The organism is Colwellia sp. BRX10-9 (genome assembly GCF_014077405.1).
In the GTDB taxonomy this organism is placed as follows: Bacteria; Pseudomonadota; Gammaproteobacteria; order Enterobacterales; family Alteromonadaceae; genus Colwellia_A.
In genome coordinates, this window is the sequence record NZ_JACGVV010000002.1 from 196,882 (window position 1) to 215,538 (window position 18,657).

Consider the following 18,657-nt stretch of genomic DNA (forward strand, 5'->3'; position numbering starts at 1 on the left):
ATATTTTAAAATGGCAAATATAATAGTACATCTTGTCTATATTTTTGGCTGTGGAGGCCTTGAAAAAGTAATTGCCAATTTAATCAATCATTCTTCCCAGTATGATGTAGAACATGTACTTGTCTCTTTAACTGATGACATGAGTATGGTTGATCAAATAGACGAAAAAATTAAAGTTTTTGTTCTTGATAAACAGCCCGGTAACGATATTAAAACACACGTTAAGTTATATTCTTTATTGAAAAAGCTTAAACCACGGGTAGTAAATACATATAACTTCGGCACCATTGAATATCATTTAGTGGCAAAAATGGCAGGCGTTCCTATCCGTGTTCATAGTGATCATGGTAGAGGGGGCGATGATCCTGCGGGTAAAAGTAAGCCCCACAACCTATTTAGAAAATTCATTGTGAATTTCATCACCGAATATATTGTTGTTTCGTATGATTTATACCAATGGGTTTTAAACGATATTAACGTGAAGTCGTCAAAACTTACCTTGATCTTTAATGGTGTTGCCGTACCTCAAGCTAAAGAATTTGTAAGCGCTGAGCCTAAAGTGTTTGTTACCGTTGGCCGTTTAGACAAAGTAAAGAATCAGAAATTGTTAATTAATGCTTTTGCTCAGGCAGTAAAATCGATACCAAGTTTTGGCAACTGTAGTTTGAATATTGTTGGGGATGGTCCTTTATTTAATGAGCTACAACTGCAAATAGAAGCATTGAAAATGCAAAAGCATATACATCTATTAGGTTTTAGGGATGATATAACTACTATTCTTAACAATTCAGATATATTTGTATTTTCGTCAGTATATGAAGCGATGCCGATGACTATTTTAGGGGCCATGACGAATAAAACCCCGGTTATATGTACAAACGTTGGGGGTATTTCTCAATTTATTACGGAAGAACAGGCCTGGTTTGTAGAGTCTAATAATTGTGATGCACTAACAAATAAATTAAATGAAGTTAAAAATAATAAAGAAAGCCAATTAATAAAAGTTAACAATGCTTATCAGTTGGTTAATGAAAAGTACGCTATGAAAGAAATGGTTAAAGCGTACATGGATAAATACTCTATAGTTGAGAATAGGAAATCAAAATGAAAATAGGCATTATCGTTGGTACTCGTCCAGAAATTATAAAAATGGCTCCTGTGATAAGGGAATGTCAAAAGCGTGAAATACCTTTCTTTATTATTCATTCTAATCAGCATTATTCAAAAGAAATGGACAGTATTTTTTTTGACGAATTACACCTTCCTGCTCCTGATTATAATTTAGGGGTTGGTTCAGGGTTACACAGTAATCAAACGGGTAACATTCTAATAAAAATGGAACCTATTTTATTAGAAGAAAAGCCTGATGTTGTTTTAGTACAAGGTGATACTAATACTGTTTTAGCCGGCGCACTAACCGCTTCAAAGTTAAATATTAAAGTAGGCCATATTGAAGCGGGTCTACGTAGTTATGACCGTTCTATGCCCGAAGAAACAAACCGCATAATGACGGACCATATTAGTGAGTACTTATTTGCAGTAGGTCCTAATCAAGAAAAAATCTTGAAGTCTGAAGGTATTGCTAGCGATAAAATATATACAGTAGGTAATACTGTTTCTGACTCCCTATTTCAGCATTTAGATATTTCGGCTAAAACAAGCAATATTTTATCTGAGTTAGATTTGCATGCAGGTGAATATTTTTTAGTTACAGCTCATCGCGCTTCTAATGTTGATATAGCATCAAACCTTTTAGAGTTACTTCATTTATTTGATGAAATGCATAAGCATTATACAGGTACCATTGTTTGGCCAATTCACCCTCGAACGCAATCAAAATTAAAAGAATTCAATATTGAAGTGCCTAGCTACCTGCAATTAATTGCCCCTGTTGGATATTTAGATTTTATTCAATTACAGAAACACGCTAAATTAATTTTAACTGATTCTGGTGGAATTCAAGAAGAAGCATGTTTGTTAGGCGTTCCGAGTTTAACCTTAAGAGAGAATACTGAACGCCCAGAAGCGGTTGAAGTTGGCGCAAGTGAGCTTGTTGGGCGTGATGCTGTAAAAGCGGTTAAGGCGGCAGCAAAATGGTTAAGCCGTGACAGTTACTCTTGGGATAATCCTTTTGGTGATGGTCATGTAGCCGAGGCTATTCTTGATATAGTGATTGCTGATAATACTGAATTTATTGAACAACCTATAGTTGCTAAGAATGAAACGCTCGCTGTTATTGGTATGGGATATATGGGTTTGCCTATTTCAAGTTTACTTGCTCAAGCAGGCTATTCTGTAACGGGTGTTGATTTAAGTAAGGACAAGGTTGATTCAATTAATAGAGGAGAGTGTCCTTTTGATGAAGACGGCATGCCAGAGCTGGTAAAAAAAGTTGTAGAACAAGGTTTTTTAGTGGCTTCAATGACTATTCCTTCTTGTGAAACTTATTTAGTGGCAGTTCCAACACCTCATAAAAATAAGCAATGTGACCGCTCTTATGTTTTTGCAGCGGTTGATGCGATTGCAAAAGTCGCTAAGAACGGGCAAACAGTCATCGTTGAATCTACTATCTCACCGCAAACCAGTATAGAAGTTGAAAAACGATTAGCAGCTAAAGGCTTACAACTTGATGTTGTTCATTGCCCTGAAAGAGCTATACCTGGGCAAACATTATATGAGTTAGTGCATAACGATAGAATTATTGGTGCGTCGAATCCTAATGCTCAGCAAAAAGTTAAAGCTATATATCAAAGCTTTGTTGATGGTCAGGTGTTTTTAACCGATTTAACAACAGCGGAGTGTGTCAAATTAGTTGAAAACACCTCGCGTGATGTAGGTATTGCTTTTGCTAATGAGTTAGCACAAGTGTGTGAAGAGCTTAAAGTAGATGTGAATGAAGTTATTAAGTTAGCTAATCGTCATCCTAGAGTTAATGTATTAAATCCGGGGCCAGGGGTTGGCGGCCATTGCATACCAATTGACCCTTGGTTTTTAGTTGAAAATACTAAAGCAGGTGATTTTATTAGGTTAGCACGCAAAGTTAATGACGAAAGGCCAATTGTTGTGGCAGAAAAAGTGCTTGAACGACTAAAAGAAAATGGGGGGACCAAAATAGGTATCCTCGGTGTTGCTTATAAAGCCAATGTAGATGATTGTAGAGAAACTCCAGCACAGCCTATATTAAAACATTTTGAACAGGCAGGTGTTGAGGTGCGTTACCATGATCCATATGTACCTGCGTGGGAATGTGATCGAGTTGACAATATTGAGGAAATACTCGAATGGGCAGATGTGATTGTGCTTGTTACTGGACATGAATGTTATAAAACGTTAAAGCCACAAAAATCAATCATAGACAGCTGTGGACTATTAACGTTAATGAAATAGGCTTTCGACAAAATAAATATCGTTTATGAAAAATACTTATTAACAGGGAACAAGCATGAGAAATAATCTAAAAATAAAAAAAGCAATTATTGTAACATCCATGTGTTTGATCGGTATTGTAGCCTGCGGTGATAAAAACAACCCTGCAGAATATATTGATTCAGCTAAGCAATTAATTGTTAACAAGCAATATAAGGCAGCCATTGTAGAATTAAAAAATGCACATAGATTAGATCCAAATAATGCTGAAATTAGGGGGCTATTAGGGAAATCCTATTTACAAACAGGAGACGTGTTGTTTGCTGAAAGTGAATTTGAAAAAGCAATAACTAGTGGCCTAGAAGCTAAATCAATTATTCATGAATTATCTCGAACGTATTTATTATTAAATAAAGAAGATAAACTTAAAGAATTGTTAACGATTAATAATTTGAATGAACAACAACAAATTATAGTCAATATATATATTGGTATGATGTATATTCAAAACAGTAAAATTGAAGAAGCACAGTCTTATATTGCACAGGCAAGTGAACTAAGTGAAGATAACTTATATTCAAAGTTGGGTATGTTGTGGCTGAAGTCTAGTACTTCTTCTGATGGTGCGCTGGCTGCGGTTGAAGAACTGCTAAAAGTTGATAATACCCTAAGTGAGGCAATATTATTGAAAGCGCATCTATTAAGATCAAAAGGTGACGATTTAGCCGCTGCTTCAGTATATAACGACTATTTAAACTTACATCCATTAGCACATCATGTGAGAATTTTTAAAGCATCGGCATTAGTAAAAGGAGAAGAATTTAAAGAAGCGGAAGGCGAAATTGATTTTCTTTTAAATTTATATGCCAATCACCCTATTTTGAATGAATTAAAAGCGGTTACTCGATTTTATGATAATGACTTTGAATCAGCAGAAGCTTATGCGCGAAAATCAATGAATGCTGATCCCGATAGATCATTAGCAACGCTAATAGGTGGTATCAGTTCCTTTAAACTAAACAACACTGAGCAAGCATATCGTTATTTAGTTACTTTAGATAAAAAACTAGAACATGGACACATAGGCAAGAAAATATTGGCAATTACTCGTCTTAAATTAGGGTATTTAAATGATATTGCCAGTGAATATTCAGTTGACACTGATATTACAGATTTTGATATAAAAATGTTAACCGCGACCAGTAAAGCCATAGCAAAAAAAGGTGACCTATTAAAAGCAAAGGAAGTTTTACGCAATATAGACATTACCCAAATAAGCAATACTGATAAACTTACTCAGTTAGGGCTACTTAAATTGTCCCTAGATAATGCCGAAGGCTTAGAAGAGTTACGAAAGGCAGTTGATTTAAATTCACAGAATATAGAATCAAAAATCATTTTAGCCGTATCTTTGATTTCAAAAAATGAATTGGATGAAGCTGAAAAGCTATTGATAACTTGGATACAGAGTTATCCAAATGAGCCAGATTTAAAAGTAGCATTGGCTGAAGTTGACATAAGACGACAACGTTTTGATTTAGCAGAGTCTAAGCTTAAAGAAGTAATAAACGCATACCCTAAGAATATTTCGTCACGTTTTAGGTTATCCCAACTTGCACAAAAGCAAAACAATAACCTCGAAGCACTAGCCTTATTGAAACAAATTATTGAAATTAATAGTAAGCACGGTGGTGCATTAAGTAATTTGATTACTTTATCAAAAGATAAAGAGCTAAAAGTACAAGAATACCTCTTGTCTAAGTGGACCGCAGATGAGTCAATTGAACTTTCAACTGCTTTGGCACAATCTTATGCTGCAATTAAAGAGTATGACAAATCGATTGCGTTATTAGACAAAGTCGATAACAAGCAGAGTAGCCTCCATTATATTTTGATGGGAGACATTTATTTAGACGCTCAAGATATTGTTGAAGCTGAAAAAGCTTATAGTATGGCTGTAGACAAAAATAGTGCAGATATACAAGCGATTACTAAATATGCTTTGTCACTTGAAATGCAGAAAAAATATCAAAAAGCACTAGAAGTTATTCAAAAGGGCTTAAATAATTCTAATTCAATTGGTGTATTAGAATTATTAGAAGTCAATTATTTATTATTTACCAATCAAATCGCACTCGCTGAAACTAAGTTCAACAGTTACAAGATTAAAGACAATAATCAACCCATTATATTCACTCGATTAGGTGGGCAAATTGCTTTAGCACAACAAAAATTTAATGTGGCGATTATTTACTTAGAAGAGTTAGTAAAATTAGAAAGTAATAAAAAAAATGTATTGATGCTAGCTATGGCCTATGCGGGTAGTCGTAATCTTAATGGCACTATTACAACACTGACTACTTTTCTTGAACAAGAAGATAATATTGATGTGAGAGCAAATTTGGCACAAGTATATATGTCGACAGATCTTGCTTTAGCAAAAGAGCAATATCTACTACTTGTTAAGAAGGTGCCGAATAATTATCTAATTCATAATAATTTGGCTTATGCTGCGGTTAACACTAATGATATGGATTTAGCTATTCAACATGTAAATAAAGCAGCTGAATTGGCACCACAAAATCCACAAGTTATAGATACTCTGGGCTTTGTGAGTTATATACAAAAAGACTATTCTAAAGCTCTTGGTTACTATAAACAGGCAAATGCGCTTGCACCAGATGATAAAGGTATCATAAAACATATGGCAGATTGTTTACTTAAAATGAATAGAACTGAAGAAGCCAAAGCTTTATTAACGAATGTTAATAAATAAGATGTCAGGTTTTTTTACAATCATATGTTTTTAATCTGATGGATGTAAAATAATTCTATAATAAACAAGTGTTTGAAAAGTTGGCGGGCGAATTGCATTGTAATCTGTAGAAGTTAAAACATAATTATATAACGAACAACATAAAGGTATTGATATGAAAAATTTATATAAAGGAATGGTAGCAGCAGCAATACTAGCTACAGCAAGTTTTGCGAATGCAGGGACAGTTTCTCTACCTGGTGGAGTTACATTTACTGAGTTAACCGATATTGATGCTGATCATAAGAAAGGCACATTCTCAACATCGTTTGACTTCGTACAGTGGTGGGAAGACAGCAGTAATAATGCTACTAGCCTATCAACTATGTTTGGTGGAGGTATTCCTGCTACAGATGTTAATGGTCTTACTGATTACAGCCTTACTGGCTACGGTGAATTGAATACTAACTCTGCAACAGGTTCATTTCAGTGTAATGGCTGTGAGATGACATTTACATTTGAAGGTTTAGGTTTATCTTTAACGCCTTCAGAGATTGCTAATCCAGTTTATAATGATGCTTTATTTAATCATTTTCTGGCTGGTGGTTCGCTGGCTACTTTCCCTGGTTCTGCAGAAGATAATGCTGCTGGTAACCCTTCTGCTACAATAATTACTTTCACACCAGGTCTTGATTTGGCTACCGCTAGCATGAATATTTATCTTGATAATACCCCTGATTTAGATTTAGGCCTTGATGTCGGTAATAAAACTAATGCAATGAATGGTCAAGCATGGTTAGAGTTGTCATTTACACAAGTTGATTTTGGTGTTGTTGCAAGTGCAGCTGATTTAGCTGTGGCTGGTTTGAACCGAGCTGATTCATCTTTTGGTTTGGACGTTACAGGTGGTACTGCTGCTGATAGTTTCCTACTTGCAAGAGATATTCGTAATAATCCTATCTTAACTACCTTTGTAGATATGATTGGCTTCGGTTTGTCAGGCGAATTTGCTAAAACAAATGGCGAATATGATACATATTCTATTGGTGGTTCGGGAACTGCCCATGGCTTCGCTGTTACAGAACCAACGTCTATTGCAATCTTTGGTTTAGGTTTATTAGGTTTTGCAGCGGCATCACGTCGTAAGCAGTCTTAATTATTCATATAAACTAAGTTTATATATTAAAAGGCCTCCAATTGGAGGCCTTTTGCTTTTCTAATAATAAAGAATATTAAATGAGTTTATCTTGGATTATATCGACCGGGGCTAAGTATATTATTTGGGTCAAAACTATCTTGTAATAACTGTACGGCTTTCCAAAACGGTTTATCTTTATCGAGTACCCATTGCTGCTGATCAATATTCAACCGGTAGGGCACCCATCCTTGCTTTGCCCCTTCTAGCACCAGTTCTTTTAAACAATCATGCGCGTCTTTAACTGCTTGAGGGTTAGAGCTGTCGAAAACGATCGGAATAGTGCTGTCGAGACAATCATGTCGTAAATTAGTAAAGGTTATAAAAGGCTCTATATTATATTTAGGACACGTTTCTCTAATAAAGCTAACGTAACGCTCCATCTCTGCAGGTATCATGGGTATAAGCGGTGCATACCAAAGCAAACCACATTTGTCTTTAGCAATTGAAAATATATGATTTGTATCTTTATTGAAACTAGGGAGTTGGGGATTTCTCCAATAAGCGAGTTTTAAAGCAACTCGATTTGGCTTACCGAGCATTATTTCTTCACCTAAATTAAATGAATTTAATTGCTTTTTAACATCAACTAATTTATTGCTTATTTTGAAGATAAAATTAGGCATATTATTAATAACTAAGTTACCTAACTTAATAACAGCGCTATCTGAAAAGATAAATTTACATTCTATTTTTTTAAAAAGATTTTTAATTTCTTTCGCTACAACATTCACAACTGAAGTCGTTCCATATATTGTGCCAACGATTGTCCAGCAAGGCGTGTCTTGCTGTTTTGCAATGTTATTAATTTGTTGCGAAGACATTACTTGATGTTGTTCAGTTCCATTGGGATTATCAGCAAACATTGATAATATGCGACTTTTATCCATTAGGTTTACTGAGCCAACAATACCCTCATAATCACGAAGCGTTTTTTGTACTAACGGCACAATATCAGTGAGTAAATCGTCATTGTATACTTTGATGAAGAAAGACTTAAAAGCTTCTCGTTTTCTAGCCAATCTGATAGTGATTTCAGTAACTATACCCAAACTTGATTGTGTAAATAAACCATCGATGTATGGTCCTGGACTATATTTATAGGTTTTATCCACTAAGTCTCGATGACTACCGTCAGGGTGTGTACTTTTATCGAGATCACTAATGGCTGATTGAAATAACTCGCCTGATGCCCAATAACCTTTCAATGAAGTAACAGCATCAAAATGCTGAGTATTAGGCGTTATACCGTAACCACGTTCGATAGCATTACTTAAAATGGCACAATCTGGCCCTGCCCCTGTGGTAGGAACCATATAATTGGTATTATTTTCTTGTAGGAACTCATAGAGATCTTGCTGAGTCACTCCCGGTTCAATAGTAACCAAATCAAGTTCAGGTATAAGGTGTATTTTTTTTAGTCGAGATAAATCAATAATAATAACAGGCAGTATATCTGTTGGGGGTAAACCGGTACCATACCCCCAATTTCTTCCTGAACATATTGGATGTACTGTAAACTGGTCTTGTTTTTCTATAGCTGAATAATTGGCAAGTTTAAGTATCGCGGCAACATCTTGAATTAAAGCGACCTTTACAACTGCAGTAATATTACGGGTTAGTCCTTCTGTGCCTCTTAAATAAGGCGCTTTTTGCTCTGTAGTCGTTAGAAGGCTAGCGTTTGAGGATATTATATTACTAAGTTTTTCGAATAGAGTGTCCATTACTTTAAATACCTATGCATTTTATATAAATTTTGAATATACAGTTACGTACCTAAATGGAGCATAGCAGAAGCGAATTAAATAACAGAGAAGAGTATTGGTATTTGAATTATAATTTGATTTGAAAAATTTACTGCGACTGTGATTATCATCCAACATTGGTGGTTAATTATGTTAAAGGTGACGAGTAAAATTGTGGCTACTGTATATATTGCCTTAGTGACACTTATCGTCAATTGATAAAAAAACTGATAGTAATACTGCACTCCGGAGACGACCCTGTGGCGTCCATCCAGAACTTTCCACCTTGTTCTTGTAAGTATTCGTAAAGATTTTGTTGGGTTACACCTGGAGTTAAGGTAATCGTACCTTGCTTGTCGTCGTAGTTATCGAGTTCTTTAATACGTGAAAGTTTCATTAATATGGCATTATCAAAACTTGGTTCTTGCGCTGAATATCCCCAATTTTTTCCTGAGCTTACCGTGCTAATTGAAAACTTTGAGTCGTCATTGGATAAATTATACTGGTTAATCTTTTTAACTATTTGCTGAACTTGCGCTGTATTTGCAGGCTTGATTACAATTTTATTTGTATTTTTATGACAATAAATTCGTGTTTTTATTGATCTTGCATCAGTTTCATAAAATTTTGTAGAGGGAGTTATTGCTTTTTTAAAACTCGTATTGTGATGCCAGTCGTTTTATTTTGAAAGCTACCGGCATCACAGGGTATTTATTATATTTGCTGATATTTTTAAATATTATTACTCATTAAGATCAAAAGCTTTCTTGAAAAACTTTACAGCCTTGTGACGAGATTTAACTGCAAGTTTCTTATTCGGCTTTAAGGTAACAGTGCCGCCTTGTCCTAAATGTGCAAAAGGATCTTCAACGATTAATGTCGGTTCAAGTCTATCCCATGCGTGGTAAGCTTTTTTATATACATTCAGGTCAGTTAACTCTTTATCTATATCAGGCAAATTATTCACCATGTTTGAACAGGTGTCAGGTAAGTCGTAATCGTCATATTGCCCGGTTTGAATCAATACCGGTGCACCGGTGAGTTTTTCAAATTCAAAACCAGGAACATTATTGTATACCCAACAAACAGGGTAATGCGCAACATGGGCGGCATATCGAAGAGAGCTACCTGTCATACCCATATATTGTTCAGTAGCTGTTAGCATAGATAAAACTCCACCCCAAGAAAATCCAATAATACCTATTTTAGATGAGTCTATGTCGGGTCTTGACGCTAAATAATGTAATGCAGCAATAGCATCGGGTAAAGTTTCTTGTGGACTTGCTGGTCTGTCGGTTCCTCCGGCTAGGTTGCGAGCGCCCCATAGATCAAGTTCAATGGTTACGATCCCATTTTTATTAAGCGACTTTGCGTAAAAATCACCCGTGCTATCTATACCGCCTGAGCTATGCATAATGACTACTGCAGGCATCTTTGATGCGTTATCTGTTCGTGGAATTCTTAATTTTGCCGATACTAGCCAGCTATCTTCAAGTGTTTGGACGGGAATACTTACGTAATTAATGATTGGGAGCTGGTGTTTCTCAATTTTAATTTTTGCAGAAACGGGAAGTGAACATAAGAGTACAGATACAATAAAGCCTAATATTTTAAACATAATAAATTCCTTTTTATTTAGAGAGTTTTTTTATCAAATAACAATACACACGATAAAAGCATTTGTCATATATATTTATACTGAAGTGTGATTATTTATATTTCATATAAAAAGATGACTTAATGCTTTAGTATCATATGTAAGTATTTAATCCAGCAAAAAGATACAGGAAGTTTAATGAAATTTTTAAAGTCGATAATATGTATAAGTGTTGTTATGGTTTTATCTGCATGTTCTGACAATGAGTCGGCACAAACCTATATAACCAAAGCAGAGAGCTCAATTTTAGAAAAGCAAAACAACGCGGCAATTATTTCATTAAAAAATGCCCTTAAAATTGATGGTGAAAATGCACATGCGCGATTCTTACTAGGCCGGTTATATTTAAACGATGGTGATGCCGAAAACGCGGTGAAGGAGTTAGAACGCGCTAATAAATTAAAATATGACTTTGATAAAGTTCTCCCTTTACTCGCTCGTGCCTATATATTGACAGAATCTGATGACGATGTTTTAGCGCTTGAAATACACGAAAAGTCTTTATCAATGCCAAATACTCAATACCTCGCCTATAAAACTTTAGCATCATTGAGATCTGGAAAAAATGAGCTTGCCCAGGTAATAGTTGATGAAGCACTTTCTCTATTTGGATCAGATGGCTACAGCCAGTTAGCGAATGCCTATTTAGCTTTTTCAACACAAAATATTGATCACGCAAGTTCTCTTGTGAAGCAAATTTTAACGACAACGCCAAACAATGCTGATGCACTTATGTTACAAGGTCAGATTGCGACGGTTGAAAATAACTATGCTTTAGCTGTTGATAGCTTTAAGCAATATCAAGTATTACAACCTAATTCAGGTAAAGTGCAATTTTTTATCGCTGATTCACTCATCAAAAATGGCCAATATGATGAGGCTGAGGCCATTGCTGATGTTATTTTAGCAAGAATTCCGACTCAACCTTTTTTACAATATATTAAGGCGATGGCACGCTTTGAAAATAAAGACTACAAAACGGCAAACGTTCTTGCTAATCAATCGTTAAGTTCAGGGTTTAATTCTTTTAGTTTGAAATTAGTTGCCGGGGCAAGTGCTTTTTATTTGCAAAACTTTGAGCAAAGCCATCGTCATCTGAAAGATTTGATTTCATATTTACCCGCAGAACATCCGGTCAAAAGAATGCTTGCGTTAAGTCAATTACAGTTAGGTTTGATTGATGATATTAGTGAAACACTAAATGGTTACGACTCAAATAATAAAGAAAACGCACAGTTTTTATCTACATTAAGCTATGAATTATTAGAAGTAGGGGCTTACGAAAAAGCACAAGAAATGGCTAATTATGCCTCTAGTGCGGAGGATATGACGGCTGAAGAAGTTGCAAGAGCCGGTATTTTAAAACTAATGATGAATGATCCTTCTGGCATTGAAAAATTAGAATTAGCTTTACAGCAAGACCCTGAATTGATTTCAGCAGAGCTTGCACTGGCCTTTGCTTCAATTCAGTCTGGAAACTTGGCTAGAGCTACTAAAATTGCAGACAAGTGGTTGGAGTTATACCCAAATAAAGCAGGGGGACATAATTTACAAGCGAGAATCTTATTCAAAAATAATAAATTTGAGGAAGGAAAGGCTGCATTAGAGAAAAGCTTAGCATTAGAGCCTAATAATGTGTACGCATTAACTGAAATTGTAAAGTTGGCTGCTTATCAAAAAGATACCAAACAAGCTACGTTATTGACAGAGCAGGCACTTAAAGCACATCCGAATAATATTGAAGTACTTCGCCTATACTTTGAGTTTCACAAAAATGAAGAAGGCTTAGAGGTGATTGCTCAGGCTCAAAAAAGTAATGCCGATAATGTTAAACATGGAATGCTTTTAGCCGAAGCTCTTATACAGTTAGATCAATTTAGGCAAGCTAGTACGATATTGAATGGTTATCAATTAAGTGGAAGAACCCCAAAACGTTATTGGCAGTTAGTACTTATGGCTAATGCTAAACAGCCAGATGCTAAAGATGTCTATTCAATTTTAGATAAGTGGTTTAAGAATAATCCTTATCATATTGAACCTGCCTTTTTATTAGCAAATTATTGGACGAGCAAAAAATTTCCTGACAGAGCATTGGGTGTATTAGATGAAGCCTCTAAAAAGCATCCTAACAATCTAATGATTAATTTGGTGAAAATGCAGGTTTTATTAGATAGTGGTGGAATAGCGGATGCGAAAGATTTGTTTAAATCATTAGAAAAATTTGATGTTAATGAAGATTTAAAAGCAGGAATAGAAGGTAGGATTTTCTTACTGGAAAGAAATTTTATTGATGCAATACCTAAACTTGAGCAGCAGTATAAGGCCAGGCCTACTAGTAATAATGCGACGTTTTTAGCTTTTGCTTTGGAAGGGAATAATCAAAAATCGCAAGCTATTGAGGTGTTAGAGCAGTTTTCTGATAAGGAAAGCATAGAAAATAACATTGATCCTCGCGTTAGCCTGAGTTTAGCAAATATGTATTTAGCTGAACATAAAGACAAAGCTATTATTGAATATGAACGACTTATTAAAGCTAGCCCGAAAAATATTGTGGCATTAAATAATTTATCATGGCTGTATATGGAAGATAAAAAATATTCACAAGCCCTGAAATATTCGAAACAAGCCTACGCTATTAATTCGACAATACCGAATGTTGTTGATACTTACGCTCAGGTCTTATTAAAGTTAGATAATAAAGTCGAAGCATTAGCAAAAGCAAAAGAAGCTTATGATTTGTCTAAAGGGAAAGATACTGATATTGCTTTAAACTATGTAGAAACGTTATTAGCAAATAATAATAGAGTAGAAGCCCAACGTATATTGAGCGAAATAACGGTGGTATCAGCGGAGCAAATAGAGAAAAAAAGGAAATTGTCTGAATAGTTGAAGGTTTGTTGTATTAGTAGCGAAAAGAGAAGAAGTACATTTTATTTTCGCTACTTTTATCAGTATTTTCTCTGATGATATTATGAACAGTGAATATTCGACATAGTTAATTAAAACTGGCTACGGATATCTTTTTGTATTTCTTTATACAAGCTTTTAAAGCCACTTGTTAGGTTTTCTAAAAATATTTCAGCATTAATATAATAAGGAGCACGTAAGCCATGATATTCAATGGGCTCACCAATTTGTACAAACTTAATGCCAACAAACTTCATACTACGGGCTAAACGTGGCTCCATCATTACATAGGCATGTTTTATACCGGTATCGATAGCTAAAGTGCCAGCAACCATATATAGACCAATCGCAATAAATGGGAAGCAGCGCAGTTCTGATTCAGAATATGAACTTTCACTAATGGCACCGATGGCAGAACCCTTAAAACGATCTGATTTACGACGCCTGAAGTCAGCTTTTACGGCCAAGCGAGAAATCTCACCAATTTCTTCACGTTTGAATCTTTTAGGATCGTATTCTTTGTTTTGAATTGCGTCATAACAAAACTTTTCAATCGGTAACAATTCATCTTCATTGCTTGAGCGAACTATACGTACGCAACTGGTGTAATTATTGGTTGGTTTGTGCTGAATTAAAGCAAAAATAGAGTGAGAATCAAAATCATCCATTTCCATGCCATCGTCTTTTTGATTTTCGAAGGCTAATTCTTCACAATAAACATTATGACGAATTTTAAATACTTCGTTACGAAGGCTGTTAGTAGAGGCGTATTGTGGCTTGAGAAACTTGGTAAAGTGCTCAGCAATATTTCCGGCATCATGATTGACCTTAAACGACGCCACTTTTTTTGCGACATCGCCAATGATAGGGGAATTTAATATTAATTTGCTTAGACTCATTTTCTCATCCATTTGTCTTCATGTTATTTCGTGATAGAAGCCATTGCGTCACGAGACATACTATTAATATAACCTAATACCGGAGAAATATTACTATTAACTGTTAAAAAATTTATTTTTTTCCCAGTTTTATCGGTAATACTTCCTCTGCTGTTTTAAAGCCAATATCAAATAAGCTTTGTTTTTGTTCTGTTGTCATGGAAAAGTCAACGGCAGAGTAATTGCCAATATTAACTACTACGGTATTGTGCCAGAAGGCTTCATTAATATATTCGCGCGAGATCGTGGTCATAAAGGTACGAATAAGCAGGGTCACGTACTTATAAATTGGGAAAAAACCTTTAATATTAACTTCGTTATTTTCATGCTCACCCTTAAGGCGAAAACATAAGACCGGTGTCCCGTCTTTTGCCCAGTCTCTATGCAGGGCGTCTTCAGATAAAATACTGCCATCAACCATGACATGTTCGCCAAAAGTCTTGAAACTAAATATTAAGGGAATAGACATCGAGAATCGTACCGCCAGTGATACTTTTACATCAGGGGTGAGCTCTTTGTTGAATATCACGGGGGTACCTTTAGCGACATCTGTTGCAACAATATGTAAGTTATAATCAAGCTCGGCAAATGTTTTTCCATTGAGTAGGCCATCCATCCATTGCTCAAAACGGTCTCCTGAACTTAAACCGCCGTTGCGAATTAATTTTAATAATGAAAATTCTCGGAACTTGTTATAGTTAGTATTTAAAGCGATATCTTTAATTTCAGCTGGGCTTAAGCCAGCTGCAAATAAGCTGCTAACAATACTGCCACCTGAAACCCCTACTAAGTGATTGAAGTCGATGTCATAAGCTTGTAGCGCATGTAAGATACCAACGTGCGCAGGCAGTCTTGTGCCGCCACCTGCGAAGATAGGAACTACTGTTTTTTTTGTCATATTGTTGAACGACCTTAAGAAATAGCTGCCTACAGGGATATAACATATTGTTATGATTATTTTAATTATGAGTAATCATAGCTGTTTTTGCGAGTAAAACGCAGTAAACTTATTGACGATAAATAATATTTATAATGAATGGAGGGTTTAAGATGCGTTATTTGAAAATAATATTAAGTGTTTATTTAATTTTTTATACCAGCTCAGTAATAGCCGATTTAGCGGATACCGTTGAAAAAATAAAACCGTCAGTAGTGGGTATTGGTGTTCATACACCATCGGGTCGCCAGCAAAATAGTTTGAATGGCAGTGGCTTTGTTATCGGTAATGGCCGCTATGTGGTCACCAACTTTCACGTTTTACCCAAAGAACTTGATGCAAATATTCTTCAACAGATGGCGGTGTTTACTGGCTCTGGGAAAGCGGCGAAAGTGCGAACCGCTGATATTGTTGCTAGTTCGCAGTTGCACGATATCGCCGTACTAAAAATCCATGGCGCGCCACTGCCCGCGATGCAACTTGCAAATAAAGAATTTAGTCGAGAGGGCAGCTATGTTGCATTTACGGGCTTTCCTATAGGCGCTGTTTTAGGCCTATACCCAGTGACCCACCGCGGTATTATTGCCAGTATTACGCCAACGATAATCCCGGTGGATAATGCTCAGCAAATTAGTATTAAGATGTTGAAAATGTTACGTAATCCTTATTTGGTTTATCAACTTGATGCTACCGCTTACCCTGGCAATAGTGGCAGTGCTTTATATGATGTTGATTCAGGAGAAGTGATTGGTATTATTAATAAGGTGTTTGTGCAGGAGTCAAAGGAAGCGGTTATTACTAATCCTAGTGGCATAACATACGCGATTCCGGTTAAATATTTATTAGCCTTACTAAAAAAAGATAATATTGATTATCTCGGTACTCATCAGTAATTTTTAGTCTTCAGTTATGACAGTCAGGTCTTGCAGGATTTTGGGTGAGTCTATTAAGGATGAAACGGGCACTAAGTCAATATCAAGGGCTGCGAGTAACGGTATTAAACGATTGAGTGCAGCGATCGTTTCAGGGTGAGGGTGCGCAATAGCCACCACTGATTTATATTGCTGGGCGTGCTCTATAAGCTGCATAAATTGCTGATCAATATAGTCAGTGGTTAATTCGTTATCTAAAAATATTTGTCGGTGGGTTGTTGGAACGCCTACCTGAAGGGCGATATGTTCTGCTTTGGTTTTGTTGGTAGTAACACTGTCGACAAAAATTAAATCTCGCTCTTTTAAAAAGCGCATGGTCCACATCATTGGATTATAAAGTTTAGTTAGTTTACTCCCCATGTGGTTGTTGATGCCAATAGCAAAAGGTATCTCAGCGAAAGCAAGTGCTAACTGATGGCGGATTGACTCTTCATTCATTTTAACGGTTAGTGCGCCAGGTCCTAGCTTTTTACCATTTTCTGCTTCCATTGGGATATGCAAAATAATTTCGTTATTTTTATGATAGCCTTCTAAAGCCAGTCTTTTACCATAAGGCGTATGGGGGAGAATAGCGAAGGTTATTGCGCCGGGTAAGGTTAGCACGGCAGCATCACTTTTTCGGTAACCAATATCGTCAATAATAATGGCAACTTGTGCGTTTTTAGCGGTAGCTAAAGGCGTTATGCTTAGTAACGTCAATAAAATAATTAGTCGTGGGAATAAAGGCAAAAGAACTCTTAATTTGGAAAACATCATTATTGACCGAGATTATCAGTAGAAAAAGTTAAAATCGAGGAGAAGTTAACTTTTTATCTTCATGTAAACCAAGCTTTAGGGTTAGCTGCTTGACCATCGCTGGGTATTTCGAAATAATTACAGCGGATTGACTGTTTTTATTAGCAGAAAAAATAAGACTCAGTAGACGCTATATTTTTACTTTATTTAAACCAAGCTTTAGGGTTAACTGCTTGGCCATCGCTACGTATTTCAAAATAATTACAGCGGATTGACTGTTTTTATTAGCAGAAAAAATAAGACTCAGTAGGCGCTATATTTTTACTTTATTTAAACCAAGCTTTAGGGTTTACTGCCTGACCATCGCTACGTATTTCAAAATATAATCCAGATTGACTCTGCCCACCACTTTGTCCAACAAGCGCTATGGGTTCACCGGTTTCTACCCGGTCTCCTACTGACTTTAATAACGCTTGGTTATAGCCATATAGGCTCATATAGCCGGCGCCATGATCTAACACTGTGACTAAACCATAACCTTTTAACCAATCTGAAAACAATACCGTACCGTTATGAATGGCTTTAACTTGTTTACCAACAGGAGCGGCTAACAAAATACCTTTCCATTTTAAGTAACCTTGTTTACGAGAGCCAAAACTGTGGCTAATTTTGCCTTTAACCGGCCAAGAAAGTTTTCTTTTGAGTTTTTTTAGGCCAACTAACTCCGCACTTTGCTGTGCTAATGCTGCGATTCGTTGTAATGCCACCACTAAATTTTGTTCTTCTGCCACTAATTGAGCTAACAGCTGTTTGCTACCAAGCAGCTCTTTATTTAATGCGCGAATGGTGTTTTTTCGTTCTTGCTTAGTGTTTTGAAATACGACTTTTTGTTCGGCTTGTTGTTGTTTTATAAGATTTAACTTTTTGGCTTGCTCTTGGTGTTGTGTTGTTACGGCGAGCAAATCACTTAAGACAATCTGAAATTGGTCAATTTCTTTGATGCGAGCATCGTTCAAATATTTATAATAGGTAACGGTACGTTCTACGCTAGCAGGGCTTTGCTGGTTAAGTAATAATTTAATATAGTCGTGATGTCCCGATGTATAAGCGGCTCTTAATTGTTGGGCTAATACTTTTTCTTGCTGTTGTTTCTTGTGCGTTAAGGTTATTTTTTCTTGCGCGAGTTCTTTTAATGTTTGCTGAGTATCTTCAAAATCATCTTGGGTTTTAATCATCGCCTTTACGATTTTAGCGATTGAAATATCGTCATTTCTTAATTGATTTTCTAAAGATGAGCGTTTATTACTCGTTTGTTTAATCGATTTTTCTTGCTCAACTATTTGCTGCTGAACTTTCGACAATGCTTGATTGGTTTTATTGGTCGTATCACCATTATCCGACGACTGTTCAGTGGCGTTCACCGACATCAATACGCAGCTAAGGCTGAATATTGATGCAAATAAAGATATTTTTTTCACGGTAAATTTCAT

At 35.9% G+C, this 18,657-nt stretch carries 13 protein-coding genes; 6 read left to right on the plus strand and 7 right to left on the minus strand.

All coding sequences use genetic code 11. The annotated features are described in order from the left end of the window. Window positions 1–10 precede the first annotated feature (10 nt). From H4J69_RS02110 to H4J69_RS02125, 4 genes are all read left to right on the plus strand, one after another. On the plus strand, window positions 11–1,108 hold the full coding sequence (locus tag H4J69_RS02110) for a glycosyltransferase (protein WP_182244324.1): 1,098 nt from the start codon (window positions 11–13) through the stop codon (window positions 1,106–1,108). Next, complete coding sequence (gene wecB / locus H4J69_RS02115; RefSeq protein ID WP_182244323.1) at window positions 1,105–3,387, plus strand: non-hydrolyzing UDP-N-acetylglucosamine 2-epimerase; 2,283 nt, start codon at window positions 1,105–1,107, stop codon at window positions 3,385–3,387. Before H4J69_RS02110 ends, wecB begins: the two co-directional genes overlap by 4 nt. Before the next feature lie 55 nt (window positions 3,388–3,442). Then, window positions 3,443–6,142, plus strand: a complete 2,700-nt coding sequence (gene prsT / locus H4J69_RS02120) for an XrtA/PEP-CTERM system TPR-repeat protein PrsT (RefSeq protein ID WP_182244322.1) — start codon at window positions 3,443–3,445, stop codon at window positions 6,140–6,142. A gap of 154 nt (window positions 6,143–6,296) precedes the next feature. After that, window positions 6,297–7,277, plus strand: a complete 981-nt coding sequence (locus H4J69_RS02125) for a PEP-CTERM sorting domain-containing protein (RefSeq protein WP_182251918.1) — start codon at window positions 6,297–6,299, stop codon at window positions 7,275–7,277. An 86-nt stretch (window positions 7,278–7,363) separates the two neighbouring features. Here the strand turns inward: H4J69_RS02125 and H4J69_RS02130 are convergent, their stop codons facing one another. The 3 genes from H4J69_RS02130 to H4J69_RS02140 form a co-directional block, all read right to left on the minus strand. Beyond that, window positions 7,364–9,040, minus strand: a complete 1,677-nt coding sequence (locus H4J69_RS02130; protein ID WP_182244315.1) for an FAD-binding oxidoreductase — start codon at window positions 9,038–9,040, stop codon at window positions 7,364–7,366. Window positions 9,041–9,272: 232 nt separating this feature from the next. Next, window positions 9,273–9,704, minus strand: a complete 432-nt coding sequence (locus tag H4J69_RS02135) for an FAD-binding protein (RefSeq protein WP_182244320.1) — start codon at window positions 9,702–9,704, stop codon at window positions 9,273–9,275. Between the two features lie 99 nt (window positions 9,705–9,803). Continuing rightward, window positions 9,804–10,679 (minus strand): dienelactone hydrolase family protein, encoded by an 876-nt coding sequence (locus tag H4J69_RS02140; RefSeq protein ID WP_182244314.1) that lies wholly within the window; start codon window positions 10,677–10,679, stop codon window positions 9,804–9,806. A 177-nt stretch (window positions 10,680–10,856) separates the two neighbouring features. Between H4J69_RS02140 and prsT (H4J69_RS02145) the strand changes: the two genes are divergently transcribed. Beyond that, complete coding sequence (gene prsT, locus H4J69_RS02145) at window positions 10,857–13,604, plus strand: XrtA/PEP-CTERM system TPR-repeat protein PrsT (protein ID WP_182244313.1); 2,748 nt, start codon at window positions 10,857–10,859, stop codon at window positions 13,602–13,604. Between the two features lie 113 nt (window positions 13,605–13,717). On the opposite strand, the gene H4J69_RS02150 is transcribed toward prsT (H4J69_RS02145), so the two are convergent. Next, window positions 13,718–14,524: a PEP-CTERM/exosortase system-associated acyltransferase gene (locus H4J69_RS02150; RefSeq protein WP_182244312.1), complete on the minus strand. Its 807-nt coding sequence runs from the start codon at window positions 14,522–14,524 to the stop codon at window positions 13,718–13,720. 112 nt (window positions 14,525–14,636) lie between these two features. Next, window positions 14,637–15,461, minus strand: a complete 825-nt coding sequence (locus H4J69_RS02155; RefSeq protein WP_182244311.1) for a patatin-like phospholipase family protein — start codon at window positions 15,459–15,461, stop codon at window positions 14,637–14,639. A gap of 152 nt (window positions 15,462–15,613) precedes the next feature. Here H4J69_RS02155 and H4J69_RS02160 point away from each other — a divergent pair, with 152 nt between their 5' ends. Then, window positions 15,614–16,393: a serine protease gene (locus H4J69_RS02160; protein WP_182244310.1), complete on the plus strand. Its 780-nt coding sequence runs from the start codon at window positions 15,614–15,616 to the stop codon at window positions 16,391–16,393. 3 nt (window positions 16,394–16,396) lie between these two features. On the opposite strand, the gene H4J69_RS02165 is transcribed toward H4J69_RS02160, so the two are convergent. Continuing rightward, complete coding sequence (locus tag H4J69_RS02165) at window positions 16,397–17,161, minus strand: divergent polysaccharide deacetylase family protein (RefSeq protein WP_259367696.1); 765 nt, start codon at window positions 17,159–17,161, stop codon at window positions 16,397–16,399. A gap of 332 nt (window positions 17,162–17,493) precedes the next feature. Beyond that, window positions 17,494–18,645 (minus strand): peptidoglycan DD-metalloendopeptidase family protein, encoded by a 1,152-nt coding sequence (locus H4J69_RS02170; protein WP_182242092.1) that lies wholly within the window; start codon window positions 18,643–18,645, stop codon window positions 17,494–17,496. Window positions 18,646–18,657: the final 12 nt, after the last annotated feature.

What these genes read in the sequence shown, in the direction of transcription:
- H4J69_RS02110 (WP_182244324.1), top strand. Translation starts at nt 11, where the DNA reads ATGGCAAATATAATAGTACATCTTGTCTATATTTTTGGCTGTGGAGGC.
- wecB (WP_182244323.1), top strand. Translation starts at nt 1,105, where the DNA reads ATGAAAATAGGCATTATCGTTGGTACTCGTCCAGAAATTATAAAAATG.
- prsT (WP_182244322.1), top strand. Translation starts at nt 3,443, where the DNA reads ATGAGAAATAATCTAAAAATAAAAAAAGCAATTATTGTAACATCCATG.
- H4J69_RS02125 (WP_182251918.1), top strand. Translation starts at nt 6,297, where the DNA reads ATGAAAAATTTATATAAAGGAATGGTAGCAGCAGCAATACTAGCTACA.
- H4J69_RS02130 (WP_182244315.1), bottom strand. Translation starts at nt 9,040, where the DNA reads ATGGACACTCTATTCGAAAAACTTAGTAATATAATATCCTCAAACGCT.
- H4J69_RS02140 (WP_182244314.1), bottom strand. Translation starts at nt 10,679, where the DNA reads ATGTTTAAAATATTAGGCTTTATTGTATCTGTACTCTTATGTTCACTT.
- prsT (WP_182244313.1), top strand. Translation starts at nt 10,857, where the DNA reads ATGAAATTTTTAAAGTCGATAATATGTATAAGTGTTGTTATGGTTTTA.
- H4J69_RS02150 (WP_182244312.1), bottom strand. Translation starts at nt 14,524, where the DNA reads ATGAGTCTAAGCAAATTAATATTAAATTCCCCTATCATTGGCGATGTC.
- H4J69_RS02155 (WP_182244311.1), bottom strand. Translation starts at nt 15,461, where the DNA reads ATGACAAAAAAAACAGTAGTTCCTATCTTCGCAGGTGGCGGCACAAGA.
- H4J69_RS02160 (WP_182244310.1), top strand. Translation starts at nt 15,614, where the DNA reads ATGCGTTATTTGAAAATAATATTAAGTGTTTATTTAATTTTTTATACC.